General features: G+C 59.4%; 29 protein-coding genes and 2 pseudogenes. 24 read left to right on the top strand and 7 right to left on the bottom strand.

The genetic code is table 11. The features are described 5' to 3' along the window. Positions 1–4: 4 nt before the first annotated feature. From PY650_RS09700 to PY650_RS09745, 10 genes are all read left to right on the top strand, one after another. The gene (locus tag PY650_RS09700) at positions 5–166 is read left to right on the top strand and encodes a hypothetical protein (protein WP_285878953.1); all 162 of its coding nucleotides are present in this window, start codon (positions 5–7) and stop codon (positions 164–166) included. A 47-nt stretch (positions 167–213) separates the two neighbouring features. Next, positions 214–2,304, top strand: a complete 2,091-nt coding sequence (gene kdpB, locus PY650_RS09705) for a potassium-transporting ATPase subunit KdpB (RefSeq protein ID WP_285878954.1) — start codon at positions 214–216, stop codon at positions 2,302–2,304. Positions 2,305–2,316: 12 nt separating this feature from the next. Continuing rightward, on the top strand, positions 2,317–2,922 hold the full coding sequence (locus PY650_RS09710; RefSeq protein ID WP_285878956.1) for a K(+)-transporting ATPase subunit C: 606 nt from the start codon (positions 2,317–2,319) through the stop codon (positions 2,920–2,922). A gap of 61 nt (positions 2,923–2,983) precedes the next feature. Further along, on the top strand, positions 2,984–5,695 hold the full coding sequence (locus tag PY650_RS09715) for a sensor histidine kinase (protein ID WP_285878957.1): 2,712 nt from the start codon (positions 2,984–2,986) through the stop codon (positions 5,693–5,695). Beyond that, a complete protein-coding gene (locus PY650_RS09720; RefSeq protein WP_285878958.1) occupies positions 5,692–6,384 on the top strand; it encodes a response regulator transcription factor in 693 nt (230 codons plus the stop codon). Before PY650_RS09715 ends, PY650_RS09720 begins: the two co-directional genes overlap by 4 nt. 98 nt (positions 6,385–6,482) lie before the next feature. Then, positions 6,483–6,938 (top strand): PTS sugar transporter subunit IIA, encoded by a 456-nt coding sequence (locus tag PY650_RS09725; protein ID WP_285878959.1) that lies wholly within the window; start codon positions 6,483–6,485, stop codon positions 6,936–6,938. Between the two features lie 157 nt (positions 6,939–7,095). Beyond that, positions 7,096–8,124, top strand: a complete 1,029-nt coding sequence (locus PY650_RS09730; protein WP_285878960.1) for a sulfate ABC transporter substrate-binding protein — start codon at positions 7,096–7,098, stop codon at positions 8,122–8,124. Positions 8,125–8,130: 6 nt separating this feature from the next. Beyond that, positions 8,131–8,988, top strand: a complete 858-nt coding sequence (gene cysT / locus PY650_RS09735) for a sulfate ABC transporter permease subunit CysT (RefSeq protein ID WP_285878962.1) — start codon at positions 8,131–8,133, stop codon at positions 8,986–8,988. Next, entirely contained in the window at positions 8,978–9,850 is an 873-nt protein-coding gene (gene cysW / locus PY650_RS09740) for a sulfate ABC transporter permease subunit CysW (protein WP_285878963.1), read from the top strand. Before cysT ends, cysW begins: the two co-directional genes overlap by 11 nt. Positions 9,851–9,861: 11 nt before the next feature. Continuing rightward, on the top strand, positions 9,862–10,908 hold the full coding sequence (locus PY650_RS09745) for a sulfate/molybdate ABC transporter ATP-binding protein (RefSeq protein WP_285878964.1): 1,047 nt from the start codon (positions 9,862–9,864) through the stop codon (positions 10,906–10,908). A gap of 56 nt (positions 10,909–10,964) precedes the next feature. Here PY650_RS09745 and PY650_RS09750 read toward each other — a convergent pair whose 3' ends face one another. Next, on the bottom strand, positions 10,965–11,762 hold the full coding sequence (locus PY650_RS09750) for an NAD-dependent epimerase/dehydratase family protein (protein WP_285878965.1): 798 nt from the start codon (positions 11,760–11,762) through the stop codon (positions 10,965–10,967). Positions 11,763–11,866: 104 nt separating this feature from the next. Here PY650_RS09750 and PY650_RS09755 point away from each other — a divergent pair, with 104 nt between their 5' ends. From PY650_RS09755 to PY650_RS09765, 3 genes are all read left to right on the top strand, one after another. Next, positions 11,867–12,616, top strand: a complete 750-nt coding sequence (locus PY650_RS09755) for a FadR/GntR family transcriptional regulator (protein ID WP_285878966.1) — start codon at positions 11,867–11,869, stop codon at positions 12,614–12,616. Between the two features lie 88 nt (positions 12,617–12,704). Continuing rightward, positions 12,705–13,610 carry a 5-dehydro-4-deoxyglucarate dehydratase gene (gene kdgD, locus PY650_RS09760; RefSeq protein ID WP_285878967.1) on the top strand — a complete coding sequence of 302 codons (906 nt, stop codon included), beginning with the start codon at positions 12,705–12,707 and terminating at the stop codon, positions 13,608–13,610. Further along, positions 13,607–14,740, top strand: a complete 1,134-nt coding sequence (locus PY650_RS09765) for a mandelate racemase/muconate lactonizing enzyme family protein (protein ID WP_285878968.1) — start codon at positions 13,607–13,609, stop codon at positions 14,738–14,740. The genes kdgD and PY650_RS09765 overlap by 4 nt, the downstream gene beginning before the upstream one ends. 354 nt (positions 14,741–15,094) lie before the next feature. On the opposite strand, the gene PY650_RS09770 is transcribed toward PY650_RS09765, so the two are convergent. Together PY650_RS09770 and PY650_RS09775 are read right to left on the bottom strand one after the other, a co-directional pair. After that, positions 15,095–15,934 (bottom strand): endonuclease/exonuclease/phosphatase family protein, encoded by an 840-nt coding sequence (locus PY650_RS09770; RefSeq protein WP_285878970.1) that lies wholly within the window; start codon positions 15,932–15,934, stop codon positions 15,095–15,097. A gap of 124 nt (positions 15,935–16,058) precedes the next feature. Then, a complete protein-coding gene (locus tag PY650_RS09775) occupies positions 16,059–17,522 on the bottom strand; it encodes a phospholipase D-like domain-containing protein (RefSeq protein ID WP_285878972.1) in 1,464 nt (487 codons plus the stop codon). Positions 17,523–17,873: 351 nt separating this feature from the next. Between PY650_RS09775 and PY650_RS09780 the strand changes: the two genes are divergently transcribed. The 6 genes from PY650_RS09780 (at position 17,874) to PY650_RS09805 (ending at position 20,629) form a co-directional block, all read left to right on the top strand. Further along, the gene (locus PY650_RS09780) at positions 17,874–18,146 is read left to right on the top strand and encodes a DUF2934 domain-containing protein (protein ID WP_285878973.1); all 273 of its coding nucleotides are present in this window, start codon (positions 17,874–17,876) and stop codon (positions 18,144–18,146) included. A gap of 264 nt (positions 18,147–18,410) precedes the next feature. Beyond that, a complete protein-coding gene (locus PY650_RS09785) occupies positions 18,411–18,563 on the top strand; it encodes a hypothetical protein (protein ID WP_285878974.1) in 153 nt (50 codons plus the stop codon). Between the two features lie 76 nt (positions 18,564–18,639). Further along, positions 18,640–18,954 (top strand): plasmid stabilization protein, encoded by a 315-nt coding sequence (locus tag PY650_RS09790; RefSeq protein ID WP_285879166.1) that lies wholly within the window; start codon positions 18,640–18,642, stop codon positions 18,952–18,954. A gap of 29 nt (positions 18,955–18,983) precedes the next feature. Continuing rightward, entirely contained in the window at positions 18,984–19,277 is a 294-nt protein-coding gene (locus tag PY650_RS09795) for a DUF3175 domain-containing protein (protein WP_285878975.1), read from the top strand. A 33-nt stretch (positions 19,278–19,310) separates the two neighbouring features. Then, entirely contained in the window at positions 19,311–20,048 is a 738-nt protein-coding gene (locus tag PY650_RS09800) for a glutathione S-transferase (RefSeq protein WP_285878976.1), read from the top strand. Then, entirely contained in the window at positions 20,045–20,629 is a 585-nt protein-coding gene (locus PY650_RS09805) for a methyltransferase family protein (protein ID WP_285878978.1), read from the top strand. The genes PY650_RS09800 and PY650_RS09805 overlap by 4 nt, the downstream gene beginning before the upstream one ends. Positions 20,630–20,676: 47 nt before the next feature. Here PY650_RS09805 and PY650_RS09810 read toward each other — a convergent pair. Next, a pseudogene (locus PY650_RS09810) lies at positions 20,677–20,941 on the bottom strand (type 2 periplasmic-binding domain-containing protein); the annotation flags it as partial. On the opposite strand from PY650_RS09810, the gene PY650_RS09815 reads away from it, so the two are divergent. Both PY650_RS09815 and PY650_RS09820 read left to right on the top strand, forming a co-directional pair. Further along, positions 20,903–21,046, top strand: a complete 144-nt coding sequence (locus PY650_RS09815; protein WP_285879173.1) for a hypothetical protein — start codon at positions 20,903–20,905, stop codon at positions 21,044–21,046. The pseudogene PY650_RS09810 and the gene PY650_RS09815 overlap by 39 nt on opposite strands. A gap of 708 nt (positions 21,047–21,754) precedes the next feature. Further along, complete coding sequence (locus tag PY650_RS09820) at positions 21,755–22,057, top strand: hypothetical protein (RefSeq protein WP_285878979.1); 303 nt, start codon at positions 21,755–21,757, stop codon at positions 22,055–22,057. Positions 22,058–22,062: 5 nt separating this feature from the next. Here PY650_RS09820 and PY650_RS09825 read toward each other — a convergent pair whose 3' ends face one another. Further along, positions 22,063–22,287, bottom strand: coding sequence for a hypothetical protein (locus PY650_RS09825; RefSeq protein ID WP_285878980.1), 225 nt, complete (start codon positions 22,285–22,287; stop codon positions 22,063–22,065). 190 nt (positions 22,288–22,477) lie between these two features. Between PY650_RS09825 and PY650_RS09830 the strand changes: the two genes are divergently transcribed. Genes PY650_RS09830 through PY650_RS09840 form a run of 3 tightly spaced genes read left to right on the top strand, consistent with a single transcriptional unit; the run spans position 22,478 to position 23,555 of the window. After that, positions 22,478–22,924 (top strand): hypothetical protein, encoded by a 447-nt coding sequence (locus tag PY650_RS09830; RefSeq protein ID WP_285878981.1) that lies wholly within the window; start codon positions 22,478–22,480, stop codon positions 22,922–22,924. A gap of 44 nt (positions 22,925–22,968) precedes the next feature. Next, positions 22,969–23,112, top strand: coding sequence for a hypothetical protein (locus tag PY650_RS09835; protein WP_285878982.1), 144 nt, complete (start codon positions 22,969–22,971; stop codon positions 23,110–23,112). Positions 23,113–23,123: 11 nt separating this feature from the next. After that, positions 23,124–23,555, top strand: a complete 432-nt coding sequence (locus tag PY650_RS09840; protein ID WP_285878983.1) for a potassium channel family protein — start codon at positions 23,124–23,126, stop codon at positions 23,553–23,555. A 208-nt stretch (positions 23,556–23,763) separates the two neighbouring features. On the opposite strand, the pseudogene PY650_RS09845 reads toward PY650_RS09840, so the two are convergent. Together PY650_RS09845 and ligD are read right to left on the bottom strand one after the other, a co-directional pair. Beyond that, positions 23,764–23,961 (bottom strand): annotated as a pseudogene (locus tag PY650_RS09845) (IS110 family transposase); the annotation flags it as partial. Positions 23,962–24,061: 100 nt separating this feature from the next. Next, positions 24,062–24,946, bottom strand: a complete 885-nt coding sequence (ligD, locus tag PY650_RS09850) for a non-homologous end-joining DNA ligase (protein ID WP_285878984.1) — start codon at positions 24,944–24,946, stop codon at positions 24,062–24,064. Positions 24,947–24,968 lie beyond the last annotated feature (22 nt).

Consider the following 24,968-nt stretch of genomic DNA (forward strand, 5'->3'; position numbering starts at 1 on the left):
TGTGATGTCGCAGCCCATATTCATCCGGCTTCGAAAATTCATCGACCCGCGTCCCTATGACAGGGGGCGTGGCCCGGCCCGGATGGCATGCGCTTCCGACGTTATCCTGGCTGCGATGGTCGTACTGTTCGTCGGTCTTGTCGTCTTCAGAATTTTACTGGGCTGATCGGGCAATCCCGATCCGCCGTCTCCCTCTTCACGCTGGAGTCTCTTATGAGCCAGTCAAAATCCGCGAGTATTATGGATTCTCGCATCCTCGTTCCGGCCGTGGGCGGCGCTTTCAAGAAGCTTAACCCGCGGACCCTTGCCAAAAACCCCGTCATGTTCGTGGTCGCCGTCGTCTCGATGTTGACCACCGTCCTCTTCCTGCGCGATCTATTGACCGGCGGCGGCAATCTCGGTTTCTCCCTCCAGATCAACATCTGGCTCTGGTTCACCGTGCTATTTGCCAATTTCGCCGAAGCTGTCGCCGAGGGCCGCGGCAAGGCGCAGGCTGAATCGCTGCGCAAGTCGCGCACCGAAACTCAGGCGAAGCTTCTGATCGGTAACAGCCGTACCGACTACAAGATGGTGCCCGGCACGAACCTGAAGGTCGGCGATGTCGTGCTCGTCGAAGCCGGCGACATCATCCCCTCCGATGGTGAAGTGATCGAAGGTGTCGCCTCGGTCAACGAAGCGGCCATCACCGGTGAATCTGCTCCCGTCATCCGCGAATCCGGCGGCGACCGCTCGGCCGTCACCGGCGGCACGCAAGTGCTGTCGGATGAGATCCGTGTCCGCATCACAGCGGCAGCCGGCTCGACCTTCATCGACCGTATGATTGCGCTTGTCGAAGGCGCAGAGCGCCAGAAGACGCCGAACGAGATCGCCCTCAATATCCTGCTTGCCGGCATGACGTTGATCTTTGTCCTGGCTACTGTGACGATCCCGAGCTTTGCGGCCTATGCCGGCGGCTCGATCTCCACCGTCATTCTCGTCGCTTTGTTCGTGACGCTGATCCCAACCACGATCGGCGCACTGCTCTCGGCGATCGGCATCGCCGGCATGGACCGTCTGGTGCGCTTCAATGTGCTCGCCATGTCCGGCCGCGCCGTCGAAGCTGCCGGCGACGTCGATACGTTGCTGCTCGACAAGACCGGCACGATCACCCTCGGCAACCGTCAGGCCACCTCCTTCCGTCCGGTCAAAGGTGTGACGGAACAGGATCTGGCCGATGCGGCACAGCTCGCTTCGCTCGCCGACGAAACCCCGGAAGGACGCTCGATCGTCGTGCTTGCCAAAGAAAAATATTCAATCCGCGGCCGCGATATGACCAGCCTGAAGGCCACCTTCGTGCCTTTCACCGCCCAGACGCGCATGAGCGGCGTCGATGTCGAAGGCTCGTCGATCCGCAAGGGCGCGGTGGACGCGGTTCTGGCCTATGTCAGCGGCAGTGCCGCCACGGCCTCGAACAGCGGGGCGACCGTGTTGTCGCGCACCAATAGTGAGACGATCCGCGACATGCAGACAATCGCGGACGAAATCGCCAAGGCCGGTGGCACGCCGCTTGCGGTGGCCCGTGACGGTCATTTGCTCGGCGTCATCCAGCTCAAGGATATCGTCAAGGGCGGCATCCGCGAGCGCTTCGCCGAGCTGCGCCGCATGGGCATCCGCACCGTAATGATCACCGGCGACAATCCGCTGACGGCAGCCGCCATTGCCGCGGAAGCCGGCGTGGATGACTTTCTTGCGCAAGCAACGCCGGAAATGAAGCTGGCGCTGATGCGCGAGGAACAGGCGCAGGGCAAACTGGTCGCCATGTGCGGCGACGGTACGAACGACGCCCCCGCGCTTGCCCAGGCAGACGTCGGTGTCGCCATGAACACCGGTACGGTGGCCGCCCGCGAGGCCGGCAACATGGTCGACCTCGACAGCGACCCGACGAAGCTCATCGAAATCGTGGAGATCGGCAAGCAGTTGCTGATGACCCGCGGCGCACTGACCACCTTCTCGATCGCCAACGACATCGCCAAATATTTCGCCATCATCCCGGCGATGTTCATTGCCTTCTATCCGCAACTGAAGATGCTAAACGTCATGGGGCTGGCCACGCCGCAAAGCGCCATCCTTTCGGCCATCATCTTCAATGCGCTGATCATCATCGCCCTGATCCCATTGTCGCTGAAGGGCGTTCGCTATCGTCCGATCGGCGCCGGCGCCCTGCTCAGCCGCAACCTTTTGATCTACGGCGTCGGCGGCATCATCGTGCCCTTTATCGGCATCAAGGCCATCGACATGGCGATTACCGCCATCGGCCTCGCCTAAGGAGTTCTTATCATGTTGAGACAAATCAGACCGGCCATCGTGATGATCGTCGTCATGACAGCAGTCACCGGCCTCCTCTACCCAATCGCCATGACCGGCGCTGCCCAAGCGCTCTTCCCTTATCAGGCCAATGGCAGCCTGGTGGAGAAAGACGGCAAGGTGATCGGTTCGACGCTCATCGGCCAGAATTTCACTTCTGACCGCTATTTCCATGGTCGCCCGTCGGCCACAACCGGCGCAGATCCAAATGACGCAACCAAGACAGTTGCCGCACCCTATAATGCAGTCAATTCCATGGGTTCCAATCTCGGCCCGACCAGCTCGAGCATGATCACCCGCATCAAGGGTGACGTCGCAACGCTGCAGGCGCAGAATCCGAATACGCCGGTTCCGATCGACCTGGTCACCACCTCGGGCAGTGGTCTCGATCCGGATATTTCGCCTGCTGACGCCTATTTCCAGATCCCGCGTGTCGCCAAGGCGCGCGGCATGGATGAGACTAAGGTTCGCTCGATCGTCGATGCCGCCGTCGAGCCGCGTGAACTCGGCGTACTCGGCGAAACTGTCGTCAACGTCCTGGCATTGAACCAGGCGTTGGATGCTTCTATGACTCAGTAAGACCAATGGCTTGAGGCGGCCGTGACCGCCTCAACCTCCATCCGTCACGAAAGATCAATCGATGCCAGACGATAGCCGCGACACGCTGAGCAGGCCCTCGCCCGACGCGCTTCTGGAAAAGGCGCGGCAGGAAACGCGTGGCCGCTTGAAGATCTTTCTGGGCGCGGCGCCCGGCGTCGGCAAGACCTATGAAATGCTGATCTCCGGCAAAGCCAAAATGGCCGACGGCGTCGATGTCGTCGTCGGTGTGGTCGAGACCCATGGCCGGCGGGAGACGGAGGCCTTGCTTGAAGGCTTCGAGATCATTCCCCGCGTCCATGTCGACTATAAGGGTCGCGCGCTGGACGAGATGGACCTCGATGCCATCCTGAAGCGCCGTCCCGGCCTGGTATTGGTCGATGAGCTTGCCCACACCAATGCGCAGGGCAGCCGCCATCCGAAGCGCTACCTGGATGTCATGGAACTGCTTGATCGCGGCATCGACGTCTATACGACGTTGAATATCCAGCACGTCGAAAGCCTGAATGACGTCGTCTCGCAGATCACCCGCGTGCGTGTGCGCGAAACCGTACCGGATTCGATCATCGATATGGCCGACGATGTCGAGATCATCGATCTGACGCCCGATGACTTGATCAAGCGCCTACATGACGGCAAGGTCTATGTGTCAAAAACAGCCGAGCGCGCGCTGACCAACTATTTTACCCCCGGCAATCTGACGGCGCTGCGAGAGCTGGCTTTGAGGCGCACTGCGCAGCGGGTCGATGACCAGCTTTTGACCCACATGCAGGCACATGCGATCCCCGGCCCCTGGGCGGCAGGCGAGCGTGTGCTGGTTTCCATCGATCACCATCCGCGCTCGGCCTTGCTGGTGCGCTACGCCGCCCGCATGGCCTCGCGCCTTCGCGCGCCTTGGGCGGCAGTCTATGTCGAGACCAACCGGTCCATCAACCTGACCGAGACGCAGCGCGATACGATTGCGGCAACGCTCCGACTTGCCGAGCAACTCGGCGGCGAGGCCATCACCATTCCTGGCCGTGAGGTCGCCGAAGAGCTGCTGCGCCATTCGGCGAGCAACAATGTCACTCACATTGTCATCGGCTCGCCGAAGATCGGCACATGGCGGGATTGGTCTAAACGATCGGTTTCTTACGAATTGATCCGCAAGGCCGGCGACATCAGCGTTCACGTCATTTCCGGCAATGACACGGAGGGTTCGGCGGCGAGCCGCGGCGTCAGAGCGGCGCCCCCGCCTTCCCCGTTTCAGTTGCGCGGCTATTTGCTGGCAACGCTCTACGTCGCCGTCGCCCTCGGTTTCTGCGTCATCCTTGATCAGGTTCTCGATGTTCGCAATCTGGCGCTGGTGTTCCTGATGGCGGTGCTGGCCTCGGCCGTGACGCAAGGCTTGCGGCCGGCACTCTATTCCTGCCTTCTGAGTGCGCTTGCCTTCAACTTCTTCTTCCTGCCGCCTCGCTTTACGCTGACAATCAGCGATCCGGAAAGTGTGCTCGCCTTCTTCTTCTTTCTTGGCGTCGCCGTCATTGCCAGCAATCTGACGGCCACGGTACAACGGCAGGCCGCCTCCGCTCGCCAGCGAGCACGCACGACAGAGGATCTTTATCTTTTCTCCAAGAAGCTTGCCGGCACTGGAACGCTGGATGACGTACTTTGGGCGACGGCTTTCCAGATCGCGTCGATGCTGAAGGTGCGCGTGGTGCTGCTGCTGCCCGAGGACGGCACGATTGCCGTGAAGGCCGGCTATCCGCCCGACGATACGCTCGACGATGCCGATATTGCTGCCGCACGCTGGGCTTGGGAGCATAATCATGCCGCCGGGCGTGGAGCAGATACGCTGCCGGGGGCCAAGCGTCTTTATGTGCCGCTGCGCACCGGCCGTACGGCCGTCGGCGTCATCGGCCTCGACAGTGATCGTCGCGACGGTCCGCTATTGACGCCGGAACAGCAACGCCTTCTCGATGCATTGGCCGATCAGGCAGCGCTCGCCATCGAGCGCGTTCTATTGGTTGCCGATGTCGACCGTGCCAAGCTGGCCGTCGAAGCTGACCGACTGCGCTCCGCCTTGCTGACGTCGATCTCGCACGATCTCAAGACGCCGCTCGCGGCCATACTCGGTGCTGCCGGCACGTTGCGCGACTATCTGGAAACCCTACCGCATGAAGATCGTGTCGAACTTCTGTCGACCGTGGTCGATGAATCCGAGCGGCTAAACCGCTTCATCGCCAACCTGCTAGACATGACCAAAATCGAGTCCGGCGCGATGGAGCCGAACTATGCCCTACATTATGCCGGTGATATCGTCGGCAGCGCGCTTCGGCGAGGGGCAAAAATCCTCGCCCGGCATCGCGTCGAGGTGCAAATTCCGCTCGATCTGCCGATGGTGCGGGTCGACCCCGTCCTCTTCGAGCAGGTGCTGTTCAATCTGCTCGACAATGCCGCCAAATATGCGCCCGATGACTCTACCATTCGCCTGGAGGCCTGGGCCGATGTCGACAACATCGTTTTCCGCGTCATGGATGAAGGCCCGGGCATTCCGCCCGCCGATCTCGAACGAGTCTTCGATACCTTCTATCGCGTCCGCAAGGGCGATCAGGTGCGGGCCGGCACCGGCCTCGGCCTGTCTATTAGCCGTGGATTTATCGAGGCCATGGGTGGCACAATCACCGCAGGCAACCGAACTGATCGCCAAGGCGCGGTCTTCACGATCCGCCTGCCGAAACCAACAGATGTACCTAAGCTGGATGAATTGAAATGACCACGACCGCCGTCAGGATACTCGTTGTCGATGACGAGCCGCCGATCCGCAAATTGCTGCGCGTCGGTTTGAGTGCACAAGGCTACGCCGTCAGCGAAGCCCAGAATGCCGCCGCGGCGCGGCTTTCCGTAAAGGAAGAGCAGCCCGATCTGATCGTGCTCGATCTCGGCCTGCCCGACAAGCCCGGCCATGACCTCCTGCAGGAATGGCGCGAAGACGGGTTGCAGATGCCGGTCGTCATCCTTTCGAGCCGAACCGATGAGGCCGGCATCGTCAAGGCGCTGGAAACCGGCGCCGACGATTACGTTACCAAGCCTTTCGGTATGAACGAGCTGGCGGCGCGCATCCGCGTCGCGCTTCGTCACCGTCTGCAGCAACAGGGCGAAAAAGCGATCTTCCAAACCGGCGGCCTGTCGATCGACCTCGTCAAACGCATCGTCAAGGTGGACGGCAAGGAAGTGAAACTCTCGCCGAAGGAATACGATATCCTGCGGGTCCTGGCGCAGCACGCCGGTAAGGTGCTGACGCATCAGTTCCTGCTGAAGCAGGTCTGGGGTCCGGCGGCGGATGTGCAGTATCTGCGCGTCTACGTCCGTCAGCTCCGGCAAAAGGTTGAACAGATTCCCGACCAACCGCAATACATCACCACGGAGACCGGCGTTGGCTATCGCCTGCGTGAGCCGGATTGAGGTCGTAATCCTCATGAATTGCCTGAGTGCTTGCCCTATAGCGAGGCAGGGATTGCGACGTCATGCCAAATTATCGATCTCCGAGCGTGAGAATGACCATGGACCTTTCCACCATCATCCTGCCCGAGCATGTCTTCGTCGGTATTAATGCGCCGACCAAGTGGCGGGCTTTGCAAATTCTGTCGTCGAAAGCGGCTCATTGCCTCGGCCTAGACGAAAACGCGGTCCTGCGGGCGCTCGAGGCACGGGAAAAGCTCGGAACGACCGGGATCGGCAACGGCATAGCAGTTCCTCACGCGGCAATCGTGGGGATGACAAGACCGCGGGGGCTCATGGTCCGCTTCGGCCACCCCGTCGATTTCGAAGCGATAGACGACATTCCGACCGATCTGGCCTTTGTCCTGTTGTTTGCCGAAAACGGCCGTAGCGAATATCTGAACGTGCTCGCCGCCATCGCCAGGCGGATTAGAATGGAAGGCGTGTTGACCGCCATGCGCCAGGCAAAGAGTGCTGATGAACTCTATTCCGTCTTCATGGCCGGATCGATTTGCTGATGCCGCATCGGTTGGTTGCGGACCAAGCACGAGAATGCGATTCCACATTGCTTGATTCTATGGGATGCCGTTCTATGTAATTGCCTCTGACAGGTACAATCTTCGTTACTTTATACGACCATGTTGATAGAGTTTAGGGACAACGAAGGAGGTCACCATGCAGACGATAAGGCTTTCGCGGCTTCTTGCCGCCGCGGTTCTCATCGGCGGTTTTTCGCTCACAGCGGTAGCGCCGACTTGGGCCGCGGATAAGACGATTCTCAACGTTTCCTACGATCCAACGCGCGAATTGTACAAGGATTTCAATGACGTCTTTGCCGCGAAGTGGAAGAAGGATACGGGTGAAAGCCTCACCATCAAGGCCTCGCATGGCGGCTCCGGAGCCCAGGCCCGCTCAGTCATCGACGGCCTTGAGGCCGATGTCGTGACGTTGGCGCTGGAAGGCGACATCGACGCCATCGCCAAGGCGACCAAGAAAATTCCGGCCGACTGGAAGACCAAATTCCCAAACAATAGCGTTCCCTACACCTCGACCATCGTCTTCCTCGTGCGCAAGGGCAATCCGAAGGGCATCAAGGATTGGTCGGATCTCGTCAAGGGCGACGTGCAAGTGATCACGCCGAACCCGAAGACCTCCGGCGGGGCTCGCTGGAACATCCTGGCAGCCTGGGCCTGGGCCAAGCAGACCAATGGCGGCGATGACGCCAAGGCGCAGGAATACGTCACGCAGTTGCTGAAGCATGTGCCGGTGCTCGATACCGGTGCCCGCGGCGCCACCACGACGTTTGTCCAGCGCGGTCTCGGCGATGTTCTGCTCGCCTGGGAAAACGAGGCTTATCTTTCGCTTGAAGAACTCGGCCCCGACAAATTCGAGATCGTCACGCCCTCCGTTTCGATCCGTGCCGACCCGCCGGTTGCTGTCGTCGAAGCCAATGCCGACGCCAAGGGCACCCGCAAGGCCGCAGAAGCCTATCTGAACTATCTCTATTCCGATGAGGGCCAGAAGATTGCTGCCAAGCATTTCTACCGGCCGATCAAGCCTGAAGTGGCCGACCCCAAGGATATTGCCCGATTCCCGAGTTTGAAGTTGGCCACGATTGACGATTTCGGTGGATGGTCCCAAGCTCAGCCGAAGTTCTTCGATGATGGTGGCATCTTCGATCAGATGTACAAGCCGGGGCAATAACTCTGAATGCATGCGATAACCCGTAAACGGTGGCGGTTTCGGCAGCCGAGTGTCATTCCGGGCTTCGGATTGGCGCTCGGCGTTACCTTGACTTGGCTCATCCTGATCGTTCTCATCCCGCTCTCGGGATTGCTCTTAAAGAGCAGCTCTCTCGGATGGTTCAAGTTTTGGGCCATTGCACTCGATATCCGCACGCTTTACGCACTGCGCATGAGCTTTGGCGGCGCGTTCATCGCCGCCATCGTCAATGCGGTGTTCGGGCTGATCCTTGCCTGGGTGCTGGTGCGCTACCGCTTTCCCGGCAAGCGCATCATTGACGCCATGGTCGACCTGCCCTTCGCCTTGCCGACGGCGGTCGCCGGCATTGCTTTGACGACGCTTTATGCGCCGAATGGCTGGATCGGGCAATTTCTTGCGCCGCTTGGCATCAAGATCGCTTTCACACCGGCCGGCATCATTGTCGCGCTCATCTTCGTCGGCCTACCCTTCGTCGTGCGCACGGCGCAGCCGGTCATGGAAGAGATTGACCGCGAGGTGGAAGAGGCGGCGGCGACACTCGGAGCAAGCCGTTTCCAGACGATCACCCGCGTCTTGTTACCGGGCCTGGCTCCGGCGGCCTTGACCGGTTTCGCTCTGGCTTTCGCGCGCGCGGCCGGCGAATACGGTTCGGTGATCTTCATCGCCGGCAACAAGCCCTATGTCTCCGAAATCGCGCCTTTGCTCATCGTCATCCGCCTTGAGGAATATAACTATGCGGCAGCGACGGCGATTGCGACCATGATGCTGATCATCTCCTTCATCATGTTGCTCGTCATAAACCTCACGCAATCCTGGAGCAGAAAGAGGTACGGTTATGGCGTTTGATGTCGTTTCCTCATCCGACGCGGGGCATTCCGTTATTACCGAAAGCAAGTTCGCGCGCTGGACCTTCGTCGCCATCTCGCTCGCCTTCTTGGCGCTGATGGTGCTGATGCCGCTTGCCGCCGTCTTTGTCGAAGCGTTCCGCAAGGGGACCGGAGAGTTCCTCAGCGCCTTGGTGGATGACGAGACCTTCGCCGCCATTCGGCTGACGCTGATCGTTGCCGGTATCAGCGTGCCGCTGAACCTCGTCTGTGGCATTGCCGCAGCCTGGGCGATCGCCAAATTCGAGTTCAAGGGCAAGGCGTTCCTGACGACGCTGATCGATTTGCCCTTTTCCGTATCGCCGGTCATATCGGGTCTGGTGTTCGTGCTGCTGTTCAGCTCGAACAGCGTCCTTGGGCCGTGGCTGCAGAGCCATGGTATCCGGATCTTGTTCGCAGTTCCCGGTCTGGTACTGGCGACGATGTTCGTCACCTTCCCCTTCGTTGCCCGCGAATTGATCCCGCTGATGCAGGAGCAGGGAAATGCAGACGAAGAGGCGGCACTTTCACTTGGGGCCAATGGCTGGCAGACCTTCTGGCATGTGACGTTGCCAAACATCAAATGGGGCCTGCTTTACGGCGTTCTCCTTTGCAACGCGCGCGCCATGGGCGAGTTCGGCGCCGTGTCCGTCGTCTCCGGTCATATTCGCGGTGAAACCAACACCATGCCGTTGCAGGTCGAAATTCTCTATAATGAATATAATTTCTCGGGAGCTTTCGCGGTCGCCACGCTTCTCGCCCTGCTTGCCCTTGTCACACTGATACTGAAGACGCTGCTGGAAATGCGCTACAGCGAAGAGATCGCAGCCAGCCGGCGTCACTGAAGGAATTGTTAATGGAAGTTCGTGTTCAAAACCTCCGCAAGGAATTCGGTCGCTTTCCCGCGTTGCATGACGTCTCCCTGGATATTCGCTCTGGTGAACTTATCGCACTCCTTGGCCCTTCCGGCTCGGGCAAGACGACGCTGCTGCGTTTGATCGCCGGGCTGGAAACGCCGACCGATGGTCGGATTTTCTTCGGTGACGAAGATGCATCGAAAAAGACAGTGCAGCAGCGCAACATTGGCTTTGTGTTTCAGCATTACGCGCTGTTCCGTCATATGACGGTGCTGGATAACATCGCCTTCGGACTGAAGGTGCGCTCGGCTTCGCGCCGCCCTCCGCGCGCCGAAATCCATCGCCGCGCCGTTGAGCTGCTCGAATTGGTGCAGCTCAATGGCCTCGAGAAACGCTATCCTGCGCAATTGTCCGGAGGCCAACGGCAACGTGTGGCGCTCGCGCGCGCCATGGCGGTCGAGCCGAATGTGCTGCTTCTGGACGAACCCTTCGGCGCACTCGACGCACAGGTGCGCAAGGATTTGCGCAAGTGGCTGCGCGAGATCCACGACCGCACCGGCCACACCACCGTTTTCGTCACCCACGATCAGGAAGAGGCACTGGAACTGGCCGACCGTGTCGTCGTACTTAATAAGGGAGCAATCGAGCAGGTCGGAACGCCGGATGAGATCTACGACACGCCGAATTCGCCCTTCGTCTATGGTTTCATCGGACAGTCCAACCGCGTGAGAGTCCGCATTTCCAGTGGCGAAATCTGGTTCGAGGATCGGCCCCTTGGACTAAGCACGCCTCACGAACCCGACGGAGAGGCCTATCTCCATTTTCGTCCGCACGATATCGAGCTTCGCGACGGCGATGGCGGTTGCATCGCCGGACTATTGACCGCCACCCGCCGCGTTGCCGGCACCCGCCATATCGAAATGGATATTGGCGCAAAACATGAGCAGATCGAAATCGAGCTGCCGCCGGACAAGGCCGGCGCGCTTGGTCGCAATCGCATCGCTTTCAGACCGACGCGCTGGAGATTGTTCCGAAACGGCGACTGAGCTTTGGCGAGCGGATCGCCATGCGGGCTCCCGTTGCTCACTCCCTAAATTAGCCCTCAATCTTCCGGATGGCCGGCTGCGGCAAAACCACCGCCTTGATAGACGACGGCGGGGTCATTCGGGTCTTCCGGCGAAGCGTGCGCAAGCACTTGCGTCCGCCAGGGTGAGGAGCTGTCCTGCGGCTTCCAACCGAGGAAGGCGGCATTGCGATTGTCCCACCACTGCTCGTCGTTGTCGGAGGCGCCGTAGACGATCGTGTGTCCGAGCCGAGGGGCCTCGAAGGCGCGCTCGCAGAGCGTCAGCAGATCGCGGGCGCTGAGCCATGTCGCCAGCATGCGCGGATTGCGCGGCTCCGGGAAGCACGAGCCGATGCGCACCGACAGTGTCTCCTGCCCGAACTTATCGAAATAAAGGCTCGCCAGGGCTTCGCCATAGACTTTCGAGACCCCGTAGAGTGAATCCGGACGTGTGGGCACGGTACTGTCGATGCGCTCGTCTCGGCGATAATAGCCGATCGTATGATTGGAACTCGCAAAGATGATGCGCGGCCTGCCCGATGCGCGGGCGGCTTCGTAGAGATTGTAGAGGCCGACGATATTGCCCTGCAGGATCAGATCGAAGGGCTTTTCCAGAGAGATTCCGCCAAGATGAATAATGCCGTCAACGCCTTTGACCAGTGCTTCTACGCCACCGCGGTCCGCGAGATCGCAGGCAACGAAGCGCTCGTTCGGACGCAAATCGCCGATCGAGGCAATATCGGAGAGCACGACGGTCCCGGCGATCTGCGAAAGTAGCGGCCTTAGCGCCTGGCCAACGCCGCCGGCAGCACCGGTCATCAACAGAGTTTTCAGCATGATTTTCTCCAAAATCGATATCATCGAAGCGGAACTTATAATATGGGCTTCCGTTCGTCATCATATATCTGTAATCTCTTGGCTCGAAACATCGGAATTCTAGAATGCGGCGGGATGTAGCGATCAAGACCAAAGAGCCTGACGAGCGGCCGGCGGGCCGCCGCAACCTGGTGGATGTAGTCGGCCAGCAACTGCGTCAGGCAATTCTTGGGGGCGCCTTGAAGCCCGGTGAAAAATTGCCGAGCGAAAGCGGCCTCACGGAGCGGTATAAGGTCAGTCGCACCGTCATTCGCGAGGCGATCGCGTCGATGCGTGCCGATGGGCTGGTCGAGGTGCGCCACGGCGTCGGCGTCTTCGTCTGCAATGCCAGGCCCTTCCCTCCTACGGGCTTGCTGGAGACCGATCCGGAGCGGATTTCCTCGATAATCGAGATGCTGGAGCTGCGCGCTGCGGTGGAAACCGAGGCTGCCAGCCTCGCTGCAGCCCGCCGGTCGCCAGCCCAGGATGAAGCGATCATCGAGCATTTTGAGGATATCGATCGCGCGATGGAACGCGGTTTGGCGACGTCGGAGGCCGATTTTGAGTTTCATCTCGCCATTGCCGATGCCACCAACAATCCGCGATTCCGTGAGTTTCTGGAATTGACCGGCAAGAGGGCAATTCCCCGCTCTTTTCTCCAGGATCAGCCGGACGAAACTGCCTCCGCCGACTATCTGGCGCAGATCCAGGCGGAACATCGACGCATCGCCGAAGCCATTTCGGATCGCGATGAACACGCGGCGCGCGAGGCGATGCGACTGCATCTGAAGGGCAGTCAGCAGCGCTATCGCAACCTGATCCGCAAGAGTTCTTGATTCTAGACATATGATAACACATTGACTGTTGTCATATGTCATCTATGATCCGGTCAAATCGGAAGGATTTTGGAGGATCTTCGTGTCCATGGACCCCTTAGCTCTCAAGACCGCGCTTGGCGCCGGGCTCTTGTCTTTTCCTGTGACGCCATTCGGCAAGGACGGCAGTTTCAATCGCGCCGCCTATAGCGATCATGTCAGCTGGCTTTCGAGCTTCGAGGCCAGCGTACTTTTCGCCGCCGGCGGTACCGGCGAGTTCTTCTCGCTCGCCCCGGATGAAATCCCGGCGATCGTCAGCGCTGCAAAGGCGGCCGCCGGCAATACGCCGATCGTCGCTGGCTGCGGTTACGGAACGCGCATAGCCGTCCAAATCGCGCAGTCGGCGGAGAAAGCCGGTGCAGACGGCATTCTGCTTTTGCCGCACTACCTGATCGATGCGCCACAGGACGGCATGTTCCAGCATGTTAAGTCGGTCTGCGATGCGGTTTCGATCGGCGTCATGGTCTACAACCGCGACAATTCGATCCTGACGGCCGAAACGCTCGCTCGCCTATGCGATGCCTGCCCGAACCTTGTCGGCTTCAAAGATGGCTCCGGCGATATCGGCCTAGTGCGTAAGATCACCGCAACGATGGGTGAGCGCCTGACCTATCTCGGTGGCATGCCGACGGCCGAACTTTTCGCCGACGCCTATCTCGGTGCGGGTGTCACGACCTATTCCTCGGCCGTTTTCAACTTCGTGCCGGCCCTGGCGCAGAACTTCTACAAGGCGCTGCGCGCAGGCGATACGGCGACAACCAACAAGCTGCTGATCGATTTCTTCTATCCCTTCATGAACATCCGCAACCGCCAGAAGGGCTATGCCGTGTCGGCCATCAAGGCAGGGGTCCGGTTGCTCGGCTTCGACGCCGGTTCGGTTCGCCCGCCGCTGACCGACCTCAGCGAACAGGAAGTCGCTATGCTCGATGATCTGATCAGGCCGTACCGCCCATGAAAATCTCTGCTGTCCACACCTATCTGCTCGACCATAAGCTGGATCACGCCTTCGAAAGCGCTTCGATGCGCTTCGACCGCCGCCAGCATTGCCTCGTCGAAATCGTCTGTGATGACGGCACGATCGGCTGGGGCGAATGCCTTGGCCCGGTCGGTCCCAACGCCGCGGTCGTGAAAGCCTATACCCCTCGCCTGCTCGGCCGCGACCCGCGCGATACGGAAATCATCTGGCTTGAACTCTATAATTTCCTGCGCGACCAGGGCCAGCGGGGACTGACGGTGACCGCGCTCAGCGGCATCGACATCGCACTCTGGGACGTCAAGGGCAAGCATCACGGCACTTCGGTGTCGCGTCTGCTCGGCGGCCGCTTCCGTGAGGATGTGAAGGCCTACGCCACCGGTTCCTTCCGCAAGGACGGCGTCGATCCGGTCCCCGATATCGCCACTGAGACCGCGGCCTATGTCGCGCAAGGCTTCCATGCGGTGAAGATCAAGATCGGTTTCGATGTCGAAGAGGATATTGCCGTCATCCGCGCCGTGCGCGAAGCGATCGGTCCGAATATTCGGCTCATGATCGATGCCAATCATGGTTATGATGCCCTCGAAGCCTGCATGGTCGGCAAGGCCGCTGCCGAATATTGCGTCGATTGGTTCGAGGAGCCAGTCATTCCCGAACAGCTCAGTGTTTATCGCGCGGTTCGCGCCGGCCAGCCGATCCCCGTTGCAGGCGGCGAGACCTGGCATGGCCGCTTCGGCATGCGCGAGCCGCTGGAAACCCGCGCCGTCGATATCATCCAGCCCGATATTTGCGGCACCGGCGGCTTCAGCGAGATGCGCAGGATCGCCGATATGGCTGCCATCAACGGCGTTCGGCTCGTCCCGCATGTCTGGGGAACGGGTGTCGCCATTGCCGCCAGCCTGCAGTTCATCGCCGCCCTGCCCCCGGATCCGCCGCGCCGCAATGGCCGGCCACCGATCCTGGAATTCGACCGCACGCACAATCCGTTCCGCCAAGCCGTCCTGACAAAACCGCTGGACCATGTGAACGGCGTTGTCGCCATCCCCGACGGCCCCGGACTCGGCATCGAAATCAACCGTGATGCGCTAGAGCAATACCGGCTCAAGGATTGAGGCGGATGGCCCCTTATGGCCCGAAGAGCTTTGCTTTGGGCCACGTGGCTCTTGCCGCGCCGAAGGGATTTGTTTGCGGGCGTTGCATTAGGGGTCGGCTAAAGAGTGCTCGGGCTGGGCGACGGCTTCGAGGTTTATGCGCTCCATGCAGATCGGCGCTAATATTCGATAATGGGTCTATCATCCCACACCTGGACTTCGACGAAACGATCAAAGCGCTTTTGAGGATCAGCCGCCCAAGTCGCTCCATTGCAATTCGGGTCGAACGCTGTTCGGCTATTGGAGCCACCTTGTCCGATGTAAATTCGAGGTCATCATGACTATGAAGCACATGGGGTTCATAGACGGCTGATTTCAAGCGGATTCGCTGCGCGCTTCTGTCTCGGCCCTGAGCGTCTTCAGGCTGACGACCGCCTTGATCGGCAGGTGATCCGATGCGACACGCGAAAGTGGCGAGTCATGAACTTCCACCGTCGAGATCAGCCCGCGGCGATTGGCCATGATGCGGTCCAGCGCCAGAAGCGGCAGCGTTGAGGGAAAGCTCGGCACGGCCGGCGGCAGCGGGCCGAAAGCAGCCTGGAAGGTGTTGAGCGACGAGCGGTCGCCAAGCCGCCATTCGTTGAGATCCCCTAGCAAAACAGTCGGTGTGTCGTTGTCGCTGCGCATCAATTCGGCGATCAAACGTGTTTGTTGGGCGCGCGAACGATGCAGTAACCCGAGGTGGGCGGCGATGATCCTGAGCACTCCACCGCGAGCGAGTTCGATTTCTGCAAGGAGGGCGCCGCGCGGTTCGAGCCCCGGAAGGTTGATCTGGTGTACATCGCGCACCGTTCCCTGCTTGAACAGCACGACATTGCCATGCCAGCCATGCGCCTTGGTGGCACCGGCCACTGGTACGGGAATAAGGCCGGTTTCACGCTCGAGCCGGCGCAAATCGAGTAGGCCCGTCCGTTCACCGAAGCGAGTGTCGGCTTCCTGCAGGCCGATGACGTCGGCGTCGATTTCATGGATGACCCGGCTGACCCGATCCGGATCGAAGCGTCGGTCGGCACCGACGCATTTGTGGACATTGTAGGAGGCAATTAGCGTGCCTTCCGGACGCGTCCGTTCCCCGGCATGCGTTGCCCGGGACTTCTTTCTGTTCTTCAAGGTCTCGAAAATGCTTGCACGGAGACTTTCGTTTTTTTTCCGCATCTGTCCGTTGACCGTTTCCGTTGTCGAAGCCCGCCGAGCTAGGTCTTTTGGAGTATATGTAGTGATTGCCGGCGTTGTCATGTGAAAAGGCTCGTTTCCACCAATATGGGCTGCGCCACTTTGCTTATAAATAGGGTGACCCAAGCCACAGGATCTTTTCGATCAGGCGGACGATAAAGGGCCGTGCGCGCAGCTTGCCGAGTTGGACCGGGGTTGCCGTTTCCAAGATTTGGCCGATATGGGTGTGGATCGCGCCGGCAAAGCCGTGGTCCATCACTTCCAAATCGACCTCGAAATTCAACCGAAGAGAGCGCGGGTCCAGATTGGAAGAGCCGACATAGGCCCAGGTGCCATCGATCGCCAGAAGCTTTGAATGATTGAATGGGCCATCGGCGCGCCAGATGCGGCAGTAATCCTTCAACATCTGGTCAAATTGCGCAGTCATTGCACGGTCGACCAGGACAAGATTGTTGGCGGCCGGCACAATGACATCCACTTCGACGCCACGTCTTGCCGCTGTCACGAGCGCGCTAATCAACTCGCGATCCGGCAGGAAATAGGGCGACATGATGCGGATGGAGCTGTTGGCCACCGAGAATGCGCCGGTCAGCATCTTGTGGTTGGTCTCGACGCTGCGGTCGGGGCCGGAGGCGATGACGCGCATGAAAACCGGCGCGCCCGGCTCGTTCGCCGGCGTTGCAATGCGCCAATGATCACCGCTCAGCACCTCGCCGGTGGCAAAACGCCAGTCCTCGGCGGCGGTGTTGAAGAGATCGGCGACTGCCGGACCGGTGACGCAGAAATGCGTGTCCCGAGCGCAGTGATCCCTGGCGAATTCCTTGGTGAAACCCTGGCGGATATTCATTCCGCCGGTGAAGGCGATGCGACCATCGATGGCAAGGATCTTTCGGTGGGTGCGCAGGTTGGCATAGGGCAGCCGGAGCCCGATGATCACATTGCCGTTGAAGACGTCCACCTGAACACCGCCTTCCTTCAGATAGCCCATGATGCTCGGCACCGAATAGCGGGCGCCGACAGCGTCGATCAGGACACGCACACTGACGTCGCGCTTGACGGCCGCAATCAGCGAGTCGGCGATGCGCAGGCCGATGGGATCGCGGTCGAAAATATAGGTCTCCAAAAGGATGCTGCGCTCTGCGCCATCGACGGCGGCTTTCATCGCGGCATAGGCGGCGTCGCCACTTTCCAGCATTTCGATTGTGTTGCCGGTGCTCATTGGATAGCGCGCCACGCGGTCGCCAAGCGTCTTCATGGATCCAAAACGCTCGCCAAATAGTCTGCGCACGATATCGCCCTGCGCATCGAAGCTGGCGAGCACGCCCTTCGCATCTTTCTGGAACAGGAGATTGCGCTGTGAAGTCAGCGATGCCCGACGGATGCGGTTGATGCCGGCCACAGCATAGAGCAGCGCCCCGACGATGGGCGACAGGATGATGACGCCGACCCAGCCGATCGCGGCACGAACTTCCTCCTTCGTCATCGCCGCATGAATGGCGGCTGCCGCCCCCATGGCGACGGACAGGACAGCGAGGATTTGGCCCCAATGGGCAATCACCAGGTCAAACATGGGGGGAGTATAACTTTGCCCGTGAAAGCTGCAATCGACCGCAGTCTCTAATCGGAGTCCGCCGGAAGCAAGGCTCTGTGGAAAGGCGGTGCATTAGACGTTTTTAATTGAACGAGGATCGCGCTGTCGTCATACTGATGGTTCGGTTGCTTCGCTATCGCTCCATGACGGTACAACGCATTTTCTTTTTCGTGCGAAGCGCCTGCCGCAACATGAGCGCAGAGATACGGAGAGTTTTCTCCGTGACCCCTCGGGCCGGCATATCGGCCGCTCAGTGAGGCATGAAAGTCCGCGTTTCAAGAACGGGCAATTTTCATCAACCATGGTCAATGATGCGAACGGAGAACAGCAATGTTGGAACCCCGGGACGAATGGATCCAAAAGCGCGCTTATGCCATCTGGGAGGAAGAGGGATATCCTTCCGGCCGCGATACGGTTCACTGGGAACAGGCGAGCAACGAGCGTATCGCGCTTGAGAAAAGTGTCAGCAAGGACGAGAAGATCGACGTCAAACCCAAGGCAAAGCGCAAAGCGGTAGTCGCTGCAACGCCGCTGGTCAGCGACGCGGCAGTGAAGGCCGAAACGAAACGGGCGTCGAAAAAAGATCTCAACGCGAAGATTTGACGAAAGCTTTGCAGCCAACGCTACAGACTAAAATAGGGACGGCCCGATGTTGAACATCGGGCCATCATCTTTGTGGCACCCATAATGGAAATTTCGCAAGAATTTCGACAAATTACGCGTCTCGCGAGAATAGATGTCACACATCGATGGTATTTGACGAAGAGGGAGCTTCGTCATGAACAATAATCATATGGATCACGTGGAAGTCATTATTCTCACTATTGTTGTGGCAGGCTGCTTCACAGCCTGCGCCGACGTGATTTCATGACATCGCTTCTCATTCTAGCAACCCTTTATCTCCTTGCCGCACTGGCCATGATCTTCATCATCGACCGCTCTGTGGGCATTATGTTTCCGGTATCGACTGATGACGTGCGCGCAACAGCGCGTCCGTCGCTTCCGGACATCCCGAACTGAACCCGTCTTGCCGACAGGTTCGGAACTTTTTCCATGGCAATGGATTGGCTCTCATTATGCAATGAGGAGAAAAATCATGCCACGAGGAGACAAATCCGCCTATACCGACAAGCAGAAGCGCAAAGCTGAACATATTGAGGAAAGCTACGAAAGCCGTGGCGTTTCCAACGAAGAAGCCGAGCGCCGGGCTTGGGCGACCGTGAACAAGGAAAGCGGCGGTGGGAAGAAATCCGGCTCGGGCCGAGGTCAGCCTGAAAGCCACGCGTCATCGGAAAAAGGCGGGCGCATCGGAGGCAAAGCCTCCGCGAGCCGCCCTGCAGCCAAGCGTTCAGCATCGGCAAAAAAGGCCGCCGCGACCCGCAAGCGGAACGAAGAACGTGCTCACCATTAGCGGCGCGTCTTTGCGACAAGGATCCCGCCATGGCCCGGTCGTCGAAGAAGAAGAAATGGTCACACGCGGTGACCGACAACAGCGATGCCTTGGATTTGGAAATTGGCATCTTCAAATCGCAAGATCCCAAGGCCATCGCCGATTCCCTCAAGCATTCCGCAGAGGTAAGCAATCGTCGTAAGTCCAGCCCCTTTCGTTCCGCTATGTCGATGCTAAATTTCTACATCAATCGCGCCGGCAGCCATCTCAGCAAGCAGCAGAGACGGACGCTTGAAGCTGCCAAGGACGAGCTACGCAAGGATTTTGGCCGCGACCCGAAATAGATGTGGCGGCATTTGGGACGGAAGGATTTTTGAATGCCCTATGAGCTTTATTATTGGGACGGCATCCAGGGCCGTGGCGAGTTTGTCCGTTTGGCGCTCGAGGAAGCTGGTGCCGACTATATCGACATCAGCCGCGGTCAGGCGAGCGAAGGCCAGGGCGTTCGGGCGATGTTAGCGGTGATGAAGCGTAATGCCGACCCGCACGTACCTTTCGCACCGCCTTTCCTGAAAGACGGCGATCTCATCATCTCCCATGTCGCCAATATCCTGATGTATCTGGGGCCGAAGCTTGGTCTCACTCCGGCCGATCACGGCTTGCGCCATGTCGTCCACGGCCTGCAACTGACGATAACCGATCTCGTTGCCGAAGTGCACGATACGCACCACCCGATCGCGACCTCGAAATATTATGAGGACCAGAAGGAGGAGGCCAAGGCCCGCACGGCCGAGTTCATCGACAACCGCATGCCGAAATACCTTGGCTATTTCGAACGCGTCCTGCGGCAAAATCCGCAGGGACCGTCACACATATTCGGCGACCAGCTCACCTATGTCGATCTGTCGCTGTTCCAGGTGTTCGAAGGACTGCGATATGCCTTTCCTCGCGCGACGGCGCAACTCGTTGCCCAATATCCCCACCTGGCCGCTCTGCATGACGCTGTGGCCAAACGGCCGAACGTCGACCGTTACCTCAAATCCGAGCGCCGCATACCCTTCAACGAAGATGGTATCTTCCGGCATTATCCCGAGCTGGACCAGAACGCAGCATGAGCGAACCAACATTACTAGCGCTGTTCCTGCCGGTCTGCTGGGGTATTTGGGCACTGATCTGGTTTGTCGCATCGTTCCGCGTCAAGAAGACGACGCGCAGTGAGGATCCGTTGTCGCGATTGTCAAACACCGCACCCATCTGGATCGGTGCTCTTTTGCTGGTGGTTCGGCCCTCCTTGCTAGGTCCCCTGTCCTTCCGGCTCCTGCCGCAAAATCTTGCCTCATACGGCATCGGCGCGGCTCTGACCGTGATCGGCCTCGCCTTCGCTGTCTGGGCGCGCTATCACATTGGCCGCAATTGGAGCGGCGTGATCACCGTCAAGCAAGATCACGTGCTGATCTGCACCGGCCCCTACGCCATTGTGCGCCATCCAATCTATTCCGGCCTGTTGCTTGCCATCATTGGCTCGGCGCTCGCCCGCGGCCATATCGGTGCGCTACTCGCGGTCGGCTTCATGCTCTATGCCATTCTGCGCCGTGTCCGCACGGAGGAGCGATGGATGGGCGAGACATTTGGTCAGGCCTATGTGGACTACAAAGCCCAGACGCCCGCGCTGGTGCCGTTCGTTGCCCCCTGTTAGCTAAGTGCCACCGCCTATCGAGCATGGCCATCCACGGATGGAAGGCCATCGCGCGCAAGGCGCTGGCAGATCAGGCGCGGCAGCGTTGCGCAGTAGTTGCTGACCGCGATCATTTCCGGAACCGCCAGGAAGTGCGTGACCGATACCACCGCCACCTCGCGGTTGAGGCCGCCTTGCTGCAGCGCCTGGAACAGCCCTGCGCGCATCCGTCCCGGCGGCAGCACGTTGACGTGCTTCGTGCGCTCGCTGGGACAGACGGTCACCGACATCCGGATGGTCCTTCCGCACTACGCAGGCAAGGCAGTCACCCATGGACTGGAGGAAAATGCGGGCCCGATCATGCTGGAGCGCGCCGACCGCCGCCGCCTGCGGCTGACCCTTGCCGGCCGTCTCGAGATTGAGTTGGTGGAAAACTGACCGCGGCGAATTTCCCCTTCTGGCCGGTTACATGGCCGACGATACCGATCATCAAGCCAGATTCGAAATAAATTTCACCCGCCGATCCGGGATATTAGGCTTGCATTGCACTGCACTATGCAGTACACATTTTGCAGTGCACTTGGAAGTGCAACTCTCGTGAGTTTAAAAGGTATTGGCATGAAAGCTTGCAGTGGTTCAAAACGAGGCTGTCCTGAAGGCCGGGCGCTTCAGACCCATCCTTCGATGGTGCGTTGTCACCAGCGATGGCCGCCGTTGAGGGCCGTCCAACGCAAAGCTGAAGCGGCTCCTCGCGGAGGCCATGCTCGACGACGCGGCTTTGAAGGCCCCCATCCAGTTTCGCCCTACGCTCCGAAGATCAGCGATGAAGCTGCCACCCAACGCATCCTCGGGCGTGACATGGTCTCGCTAAGGCTAGAGCAATGATTGTTCTTGGATTCGGTTCCTGCATCATCGCAATTGCCACGCTGGCTGCCGTGGTTGTGCTCGACCGCATCGAAGCCAACCGCGGCGTCATCAGCCTCCGCGTGCTCTGAATGGATATGGCCCCTGCGGTCATCCAAACGAATCGGACGAATTCTGAAGCGACACGCCCAATCTTTCTGAGCCTAACGCTCTGCAACCGATCGCATCTTCACTGACGGGACCGTGTCCTGTCCGGAACATCCATGAACATTGGAGACGATAATGAAAACTGTACTTGCTTCAGCAGCAATTTTTGTTGCAGCGACCGCTTCAGCGATGGCTCAAACCCCACCGGGGCCGCCTCCGGAGGACGCCATTCTGGAGATGATTTCGCAGATAGTCATCGACCAATACAAAACATCAAGCTGCGAGGATCTGAGAACCCAAAAGGGCTCGCCGCCCTCCGGGATAATCGCGCAAGGTACAGCTTTCATGAGAGATCACCCTGCTGCGCGGATCAGGTTCATCAACATGATCGCGGCTCCTGTCGCCAACAGGATGTTCGAATGCGGCATGATCCCTTGAACGGGCTACGGTTTTCTTTGTAGCGTGACTTTCGTGAGCGCCAGTCCGCTGAGATGCCGGATCACGCCAAGCACGGACTGATCGGGCAGGCCAAGGGGTTCGGCATCACCGGAGGGCAGGTCGTCAAGTCGATCATGCTGAGGGACACGGTCGACGGCGAATTCATGGGCACCGAAGATGTGGCGAACATGGTTTTTTATTTCGCGGCGGCGAAGAGCAAACGCGCTCACCGGCTAGTCACTGGTGGTCAGCCACGGATGGTTCATCGAGTAGTTCCGCTGAGTAACAATACGGACGGCGGCTTTCTGGTGCCACCCAATCAGCGTAGATCCGAGGCGATCGCACTACGCTGCACCCGAGCACTCACACGATTTGCGCCGCCGCGTGCGGCGCGTCAATTCAACTTGGTAGGAGAGGATTTTGAACGCATATATCACGGCTCTGATGGGGCTCGCCGGCGTGGCCATGGGCAGCCTGACCTCGTTCGCCGCCACCTGGCTCACACACCAATCTGAATTGAAAGAAAAGCATCGCGAGGTTGAGGTCGCCAAGCGAGAGAAGCTCTTTTCAGATTTCATCGCCGAAGCGACGCGGCTCTACGGAGATGCGCTGAGCCATCAGAAGGACGACGTCTCCGACCTGGTACTGCTTTACGCATTGACCGCCCGCATGCGTCTGATTTCATCCCGTCCGGTTGTGGATGCGGCCGAACGGACCATGGATCATATCATCGAAGCCTACCTCGCACCCAATCTCTCGCTGCACGAGATCGCGGACCTCGCGCGTTCCGGCGCGATGAACTTTCTTTTCGATTTCAGTGAGGCTTGCCGGATGGAGTTGGCTGCAAAGCGGCCGCCTACCCAATGATTCGGCCAAGCGAGACCCTGTGGAGCGTCGCCAGGAGCACCGCAATGTTGGGATGCCGCCTGCCCGGCAAGGTGTTTTTGAAGGTCGCGTTGAGCTGGATCCTGATGCCGGCCGCATCGCCATCAAGTGCCAGACTGAGCGAATTGAACTCGCGTCAGGTGCTCGACGGGAATGTCCATGAGTCGTAGGAGGTAAACCGGTGGTACTTGCGCAATTCCTCTTGGCCGGCATTGTTAGCCTTGGCAATATCGCCATCCACGCGATCATCATGGCTCCCTTGATGGTCACCGTGGATCGCGCCCTCAGATGGCGGCACCAACGTCCTGAAGTGTGGCTCGCCGTCGTCATGACTGTTACGGTCTCTGTTCTCATGATCGCGCATGCCGTGGAGGTGACGCTATGGGCAGCAACTTACGCCACTTTTGACATCGCCCCACCCGGTGCCGATGTGCTTTACTTTGCATTCGTCAACTACACGACGCTAGGCTACGGCGACGTGCTGCCGCGGGAAGGCTGGCGCCTGCTGGGCCCGATAACCGCAATGAACGGGGTCCTGCTTTTCGGCTGGTCGGCCGCGGTTATTTTCGAGGTCCTGACGCGGGCAATGCAACAGCGTGACGAAGCGAAGTAGACTGGGATCAGGATGGCAAGATCGGCACTCCGAGCACTCGATGATCGCGGCCACCTGCAACACCCCTTTGATCAGTGAGGACGAACGAAACGCGAGGGAGACCTACTTTTTCCCGAATCCAGATCATGGCACCAATGCGAACCCTATATCCCTTCTGAGATTGTTCGCGATTTGAGCACCCGCTTTAGTTGACGGACCTTAGCTAAGCTAGCGTGTTGAAGGCCGCACGCACGTGCCGCGTTTCGATCAATTCGACCGCCAGACCCGCCTCCGTCATTCCCGCATGCAGCCGCTGCGACAAGGGGCCGGCCTCGAGACCAATTCGCTCCATCACCACGCCGTGCTCGCCAAACCAGGCGATCAGCGCTTCGGGCTCGCTCGGCACCTTTGCTTCCCGCACGATGCGTCGCCTCTCGCGCCACTCCTGACTCCGCGACAACCATTATTGTGAGGCACGACCACCGGCCATTCAAACCTGGCTGGCGGGGTTCCGCCCGTTACATCATCTAGCTCTTCAGCGGTTCAGCCGCCTCGAAGAAATCGGCCCACGGATCGGCGGAGCGTTCGCCAAGTCGCGGAGCTGCATTCTTTAGCGTGAATGAGGATGGGCCGGTGCGATCGGTCAATTCGTCCCAGGCAAGCGGCATCGAGACCGCCGTCCCCGATCTTGCGCGCGTCGAATAGGAGGCAACAGCGGTGTTGCCTCGGCCATTCCTCAGATAGTCGACGAAGATGTGGCCGGTCCGTTTCGCTTTGGTTGCGACCGAGAGGTATTTTTCCGGATTGTCGGCGCTCATGCCGTCAGCGATCGCTTCCGCAGCCGCCTTGACTTCGGGCCAAGCAGCCTTCGGCTTCAGAGGGGCGACGACATGCAATCCCTTGCCGCCCGAAGTCTTGACAAAGGAGGCAAGGCCCAAAACCTGGAACCGTTGCTTTATTTCCTTCGCGGCTGCGATGACCGCGCTCCAGGCAACATCGTCGCCGGGGTCGAGGTCCATGATGATCATGTCCGGCTTTTCCCAGTGCGCTGTCGTCGTACCCCACGGATGGATTTCGAGGGCCGCGGATTGCACTAGCGCAACAAGGCCGTCAAAATCATTGATCCGCAATAATTTTTCTCCGTCCTTATCTTCGGGATCAACGATCTCTTCAATATGCGGATTGATGCCCTTCCATGCATGTTTCTGGAAGAAGCGCGGCCCCTTGGTGCCATCCGGGCAGCGCAGCAGCGCCAACGGCCGATCGACGACAAAGGGCGCCATGCGTGGCCAGGCAAGCGCATAATAGTCGACAAGATCCTGTTTGCTGACCCCATCATCCGGCCAATAAATGCGCTCCGGATGGGTGAGTTGTACGGAGGTCTTGAGGTCCTGAGTGGGCGCCTTTGCCATGCATATGGCTCCATCATCTTCG

The sequence above is a fragment of the Martinezella calliandrae genome, assembly GCF_030272695.1.
GTDB classification, from domain to species: Bacteria; Pseudomonadota; Alphaproteobacteria; order Rhizobiales; family Rhizobiaceae; genus Rhizobium; species Rhizobium calliandrae.

Coding starts and splice junctions, on each gene's coding strand:
- PY650_RS09700 (WP_285878953.1), top strand. CDS start 5: ATGTCGCAGCCCATATTCATCCGGCTTCGAAAATTCATCGACCCGCGT.
- kdpB (WP_285878954.1), top strand. CDS start 214: ATGAGCCAGTCAAAATCCGCGAGTATTATGGATTCTCGCATCCTCGTT.
- PY650_RS09710 (WP_285878956.1), top strand. CDS start 2,317: ATGTTGAGACAAATCAGACCGGCCATCGTGATGATCGTCGTCATGACA.
- PY650_RS09715 (WP_285878957.1), top strand. CDS start 2,984: ATGCCAGACGATAGCCGCGACACGCTGAGCAGGCCCTCGCCCGACGCG.
- PY650_RS09720 (WP_285878958.1), top strand. CDS start 5,692: ATGACCACGACCGCCGTCAGGATACTCGTTGTCGATGACGAGCCGCCG.
- PY650_RS09725 (WP_285878959.1), top strand. CDS start 6,483: ATGGACCTTTCCACCATCATCCTGCCCGAGCATGTCTTCGTCGGTATT.
- PY650_RS09730 (WP_285878960.1), top strand. CDS start 7,096: ATGCAGACGATAAGGCTTTCGCGGCTTCTTGCCGCCGCGGTTCTCATC.
- cysT (WP_285878962.1), top strand. CDS start 8,131: ATGCATGCGATAACCCGTAAACGGTGGCGGTTTCGGCAGCCGAGTGTC.
- cysW (WP_285878963.1), top strand. CDS start 8,978: ATGGCGTTTGATGTCGTTTCCTCATCCGACGCGGGGCATTCCGTTATT.
- PY650_RS09745 (WP_285878964.1), top strand. CDS start 9,862: ATGGAAGTTCGTGTTCAAAACCTCCGCAAGGAATTCGGTCGCTTTCCC.
- PY650_RS09750 (WP_285878965.1), bottom strand. CDS start 11,762: ATGCTGAAAACTCTGTTGATGACCGGTGCTGCCGGCGGCGTTGGCCAG.
- PY650_RS09755 (WP_285878966.1), top strand. CDS start 11,867: ATGCGGCGGGATGTAGCGATCAAGACCAAAGAGCCTGACGAGCGGCCG.
- kdgD (WP_285878967.1), top strand. CDS start 12,705: ATGGACCCCTTAGCTCTCAAGACCGCGCTTGGCGCCGGGCTCTTGTCT.
- PY650_RS09765 (WP_285878968.1), top strand. CDS start 13,607: ATGAAAATCTCTGCTGTCCACACCTATCTGCTCGACCATAAGCTGGAT.
- PY650_RS09770 (WP_285878970.1), bottom strand. CDS start 15,934: ATGCGGAAAAAAAACGAAAGTCTCCGTGCAAGCATTTTCGAGACCTTG.
- PY650_RS09775 (WP_285878972.1), bottom strand. CDS start 17,522: ATGTTTGACCTGGTGATTGCCCATTGGGGCCAAATCCTCGCTGTCCTG.
- PY650_RS09780 (WP_285878973.1), top strand. CDS start 17,874: ATGTTGGAACCCCGGGACGAATGGATCCAAAAGCGCGCTTATGCCATC.
- PY650_RS09785 (WP_285878974.1), top strand. CDS start 18,411: ATGACATCGCTTCTCATTCTAGCAACCCTTTATCTCCTTGCCGCACTG.
- PY650_RS09790 (WP_285879166.1), top strand. CDS start 18,640: ATGCCACGAGGAGACAAATCCGCCTATACCGACAAGCAGAAGCGCAAA.
- PY650_RS09795 (WP_285878975.1), top strand. CDS start 18,984: ATGGCCCGGTCGTCGAAGAAGAAGAAATGGTCACACGCGGTGACCGAC.
- PY650_RS09800 (WP_285878976.1), top strand. CDS start 19,311: ATGCCCTATGAGCTTTATTATTGGGACGGCATCCAGGGCCGTGGCGAG.
- PY650_RS09805 (WP_285878978.1), top strand. CDS start 20,045: ATGAGCGAACCAACATTACTAGCGCTGTTCCTGCCGGTCTGCTGGGGT.
- PY650_RS09815 (WP_285879173.1), top strand. CDS start 20,903: ATGGTCCTTCCGCACTACGCAGGCAAGGCAGTCACCCATGGACTGGAG.
- PY650_RS09820 (WP_285878979.1), top strand. CDS start 21,755: ATGAAAACTGTACTTGCTTCAGCAGCAATTTTTGTTGCAGCGACCGCT.
- PY650_RS09835 (WP_285878982.1), top strand. CDS start 22,969: ATGTTGGGATGCCGCCTGCCCGGCAAGGTGTTTTTGAAGGTCGCGTTG.
- ligD (WP_285878984.1), bottom strand. CDS start 24,946: ATGGCAAAGGCGCCCACTCAGGACCTCAAGACCTCCGTACAACTCACC.